Below are 4,147 nucleotides of genomic sequence, written 5' to 3' on the forward strand. Positions count from 1 at the left end.
GCCCAGCTCCGGCGCGGCCGCCCGGCCTGCCACCGGGCATTCGACGAGGCCACCGCGATCTTGGCCGGCGATGCCCTGCAGGCAGCGGCCTTCGGCTGGATCGCCGGCGACCCCTATCTCGGCGCCGAAGCGCGGGTCAGCCTCCTGGCCGGTCTGGCCGAGGCCGCGGGGCTTTCAGGCATGTGCGGCGGCCAAATGCTCGACCTCCAAGGCGAGCGCCAGCCCCCGGACCTGGCCGGGCTGGAGCGGATGGAGCAGCTCAAGACCGGGGCGATGATCGCGTTCGCTGCCGAAGCCGGGGCGATCGTGGCGGATGCCGGCCCGGCTGAGCGCCAGCGCGTGCTGGCCTGGGCGCGGCATCTGGGCCTGGCTTTCCAGATCACCGACGACCTCTTGGACGTCGAGGGCGATGGCGCGGTCACCGGCAAAGATGCCGGCCTGGATGCCGCCCGCGGTAAGACTACCTTCGTTACCTTAATCGGCGTGGACGCCGCACGGGCGCGGCTGTCCGAGCTGGCGCGCTCGGCGGAGGCGGAAGTGCGCCAGCTTGCAGGCGACACCAGCCTGCTCGACGCGCTTTTCCACCACGTCGTGACCCGCGACCGCTAGAGCAGCATGGCTCCTGGAGCAGACGGCGACATGGCCGACACCGACTTGCTCGACCAGATCGAGATCCCGCAGGACCTGCGCCGGCTGCCCAAAGCGCAGTTGCGCCAGGTGGCGGACGAACTGCGCCGGGAGACGATCGACGCCGTCTCTGTGACCGGCGGGCACCTGGGCGCCGGCTTGGGCGTGGTCGAGCTGACCGTGGCGCTGCACTACGTGTTCGACACGCCCAGCGACATCGTCATTTGGGACGTCGGCCACCAGGCCTACCCGCACAAGATCCTGACCGGCCGCCGCGACCGGATCCGCACCCTGCGCAAGCCGGGCGGCCTGTCCGGCTTCACCCGGCGCAGCGAGAGCCCCTACGACCCGTTCGGTGCCGCGCACAGCTCGACTTCGATTTCGGCGGGCCTGGGTTTTGCCGAGGCGATCCGGCTGAACGGGCAGCAGCGCAACGTCGTGGCGGTGATCGGCGACGGCGCCTTTTCCGCGGGCATGGCGTACGAGGCCATGAACAATGCCGGCACCTCCCATGCCCGGCTGATCGTGATCCTGAACGACAACGACATGTCGATCGCCCCGCCGACCGGGGCGATGAGCGGCTATCTGTCCCGCGTGCTCGCCAGCCACGAGTTCCGCGAGCTGCGCGACGTCGCCAAGCGCGTGGTCAAGCGCCTGCCGCGGCCGCTCCAGACCGCAGCGCGCCGCGCCGACGAATATGCCCGTGGCATGGCGACCGGGGGCACACTGTTCGAGGAGCTGGGATTCTACTATGTGGGCCCGGTCGACGGACATGATGTCGACCAGCTGGTGGCGATCCTGGAGGCGCTGCGTGACGACGCCGCCAAAGGGCCGGTGCTCCTCCACGTCAAGACCCAGAAGGGCAAGGGCTACCCCCCGGCCGAGCGCTCCGCCGACAAGTATCACGGCGTGGCGAAGTTCGACGTCGCCACCGGCGCGCAGGTGAAATCCGGCGGCAATCTGCCGTCCTACACCTCGGTGTTCGCGCGCAGCCTGATCCAGGAGGCCGAGGCCGATCCGTCGATCGTAGCGGTCACCGCGGCCATGCCCTCCGGCACCGGGCTCGACCTGTTCGGGCGGCGCTTCGCCGATCGTGTCTATGATGTCGGCATCGCCGAGCAGCATGCGGTGACCTTCGCGGCGGGCCTGGCCTGCGAAGGCATGCGGCCGTTCTGCGCGATCTACTCGACCTTCCTCCAGCGCGCCTATGACCAGGTCGTCCACGACGTGGCGATCCAAAAGCTGCCGGTGCGCTTCGCGATCGACCGGGCTGGCTTGGTGGGTGCCGACGGCGCCACCCATGCCGGCAGCTTCGATACAGCCTATCTCGGCTGCCTGCCGGGCATGGTGGTGATGGCCGCCGGCGACGAGCTGGAACTCATGCACATGGTGCGCACGGCCGCCGCTTATGACGAGGGGCCGATCGCGTTCCGCTACCCGCGCGGCGAGGGCGTGGGCCTGGAGCTGCCGGTGCGCGGCCGGGTCCTGGAGATCGGCAAGGGCAGGGTGGTCCGCGAGGGCTCGCGCGTGGCCTTGCTGTCGTTCGGCACGCGGCTCGCCGAATGCCTGAAGGCGGCCGACGAGCTGGCAGCGCGCGGCATCGGCGTGACCGTGGCAGATGCCCGCTTCGCCAAGCCGCTGGACGAGGAGCTGGTGCGCCAGCTCCTCTCCCATCACGAGCTGGTGGTGACGGTCGAGGAAGGATCGATCGGCGGGTTCGGCAGCCAGGTACAGCAGTTGGCGCTGGATCAGGGCCTGCTCGACGGCGGCAGCGTCCGGCTGCGCTCAATGATCCTGCCGGACCGCTTCATCGATCACGGCACGCCGGCTGGCCAGTATGCCGAGGCGGGACTGGACGCCGCCGCGATTGGCCGCCGGGTCCTGCAGGTCCTGGGCCTGCGCACCGAGCCGCTCAGGGTCGTGCAGGGATGACGCAGGGCAGGCAGCGGCTCGACCAGATCCTGGTCGATCGCGGGCTTGCCGAGACCCGGAGCAAGGCCCAGGCGATCATCATGTCCGGCCTGGTGTTCTCCGGCGAGCGCAAGCTCGACAAGGCGGGCGAGCAGCTGCGAGCTGATGTCCCCATCGAGGTGCGGCAGAGCGGGCCGGGCTGGGTCAGCCGAGGTGCGCTCAAGCTGATCGAGGCGCTGAACCGCTTCGCGATCGATCCCTCCGGCCTGGTCTGCCTGGACGTGGGCGCTTCGACCGGCGGGTTCACCGAGGTGCTGCTGAGCCGGGGTGCCGCCCGGGTCTATGCCGTCGATGTCGGCTATGGCCAGCTCGCCCAGAAGCTGCGCGACGACCCGCGGGTGGTCAACCTGGAGCGGACCAATGCCCGCCACCTGACGGCCGCCCAGGTGCCGGAGCCGGTGGGGCTCCTGGTCTGCGACGCGAGCTTCATCGGCCTGTCCGCGGTGCTGCCCGCACCCTTGAGCCTGTGCGCGCCTGGCGCCTCACTGGTGGTGCTGATCAAGCCGCAGTTCGAGGTGGGCCCCGGCAGGGTCGGCAAGGGCGGGGTGGTGCGCGATCCGGCCTTGCACGAGGAGGTCTGCGCCCATTATCGGAACTGGTTCACGGCGCAGGGCTGGCAGGTATCGGGGATCGTCCGCAGCCCGATCACCGGACCGGCGGGCAATGTCGAGTTCCTGTTGGCAGCCCGCCGGTCGGTGGGTTCTGCTTCCATCGATCCGGAGCGTGGGCGTGGCGAAACAGTATCAGAGGATCGAGCCTAGGATCCGGGCCTTCATCGAGCGGCAGCGGATCTTCTTCACCGGATCGGCGGCGGAGGGGGCGAGGGTGAACATCTCGCCGCGGGGTACCGACCTGCTGCGCATCCTGAACGAGAATCGGGTGGCCTATCTGGACCTGACCGGCAGCGGCAGTGAGACAGCGGCGCATCTGAAGGCGGATGGCCGGATGACCATCATGTTCTGCGCCTTCGAGGGTCCGCCGCAGATCCTGCGGCTCTATGGCCACGGCACCTGCCATTTCCGTGGCAGCGCCGCCTATGCGGAGCTGCTGGCCGAGTGGTTCGGCAACGAGCAGCCGCTCGGTGCCCGGCAGATCGTGGTGCAGGACATCGACCTCGTGCAGACCTCCTGCGGCTTTGGCGTGCCGTTGTTCGACTACCAGGGCGAGCGCGACAGCATGGAGCGCTGGGCGCTGGGCCAGGGCGGTGAGGAGGGCCTCGAAGCGTATCGCCGCCGGGAGAATGTCCAGAGCATCGACGGGCTGCCAACCGGGATGCCTCTGGATCAGTGATCGTAGGGCGGGTGGCGCGGAAAGCGCAGGAGCTCGTCCCTGGTGTCGAACCAGCTAATATGCTCGTCGAACCAGCCGTGTAGGCGCGGGCGCACCCCGTCCGGCTCGTCCAGCGACGCGATCGGCACGCCCACCGACTGCTGCTTCTCGTCGACCATGAACAGCTGGCTGCCGCAGGTCGGGCAGAAGGAGCGCCGTGCCGCGGGCGAGGAAGCAAAGCCGTGCGGCTCGCCGCGCGTCACCTGGAACCGGGCGCTGC

Annotated in this window: 5 protein-coding genes; 4 read left to right on the forward strand and 1 reads right to left on the reverse strand. The window is 69.6% G+C overall.

The window, feature by feature from the left end:
- The 4 genes from EQG76_RS00835 to EQG76_RS00850 all read left to right on the forward strand — a co-directional run.
- On the forward strand, positions 1-609 hold a 609-nt coding region (locus tag EQG76_RS00835), incomplete at its 5' end, for a polyprenyl synthetase family protein (RefSeq protein ID WP_159709736.1).
- 30 nt (positions 610-639) lie between these two features.
- Positions 640-2,559, forward strand: coding sequence for a 1-deoxy-D-xylulose-5-phosphate synthase (dxs, locus tag EQG76_RS00840; RefSeq protein ID WP_159709738.1), 1,920 nt, complete (start codon positions 640-642; stop codon positions 2,557-2,559).
- Positions 2,556-3,359 carry a TlyA family RNA methyltransferase gene (locus EQG76_RS00845; RefSeq protein WP_159709740.1) on the forward strand — a complete coding sequence of 268 codons (804 nt, stop codon included), beginning with the start codon at positions 2,556-2,558 and terminating at the stop codon, positions 3,357-3,359. The genes dxs and EQG76_RS00845 overlap by 4 nt, the downstream gene beginning before the upstream one ends.
- On the forward strand, positions 3,328-3,888 hold the full coding sequence (locus tag EQG76_RS00850) for a pyridoxamine 5'-phosphate oxidase family protein (RefSeq protein WP_159709742.1): 561 nt from the start codon (positions 3,328-3,330) through the stop codon (positions 3,886-3,888). Before EQG76_RS00845 ends, EQG76_RS00850 begins: the two co-directional genes overlap by 32 nt.
- Here EQG76_RS00850 and EQG76_RS00855 read toward each other — a convergent pair.
- Positions 3,882-4,147 (reverse strand): GFA family protein (locus tag EQG76_RS00855; protein ID WP_200840458.1); only part of this gene is annotated, 266 nt, incomplete at its 5' end. The genes EQG76_RS00850 and EQG76_RS00855 overlap by 7 nt on opposite strands.

The organism is Geminicoccus flavidas (assembly GCF_009806515.1).
Classification (GTDB): domain Bacteria; phylum Pseudomonadota; class Alphaproteobacteria; order Geminicoccales; family Geminicoccaceae; genus Geminicoccus; species Geminicoccus flavidus.

What these genes read in the sequence shown, in the direction of transcription:
- dxs (WP_159709738.1), top strand. Translation starts at nt 640, where the DNA reads ATGGCCGACACCGACTTGCTCGACCAGATCGAGATCCCGCAGGACCTG.
- EQG76_RS00845 (WP_159709740.1), top strand. Translation starts at nt 2,556, where the DNA reads ATGACGCAGGGCAGGCAGCGGCTCGACCAGATCCTGGTCGATCGCGGG.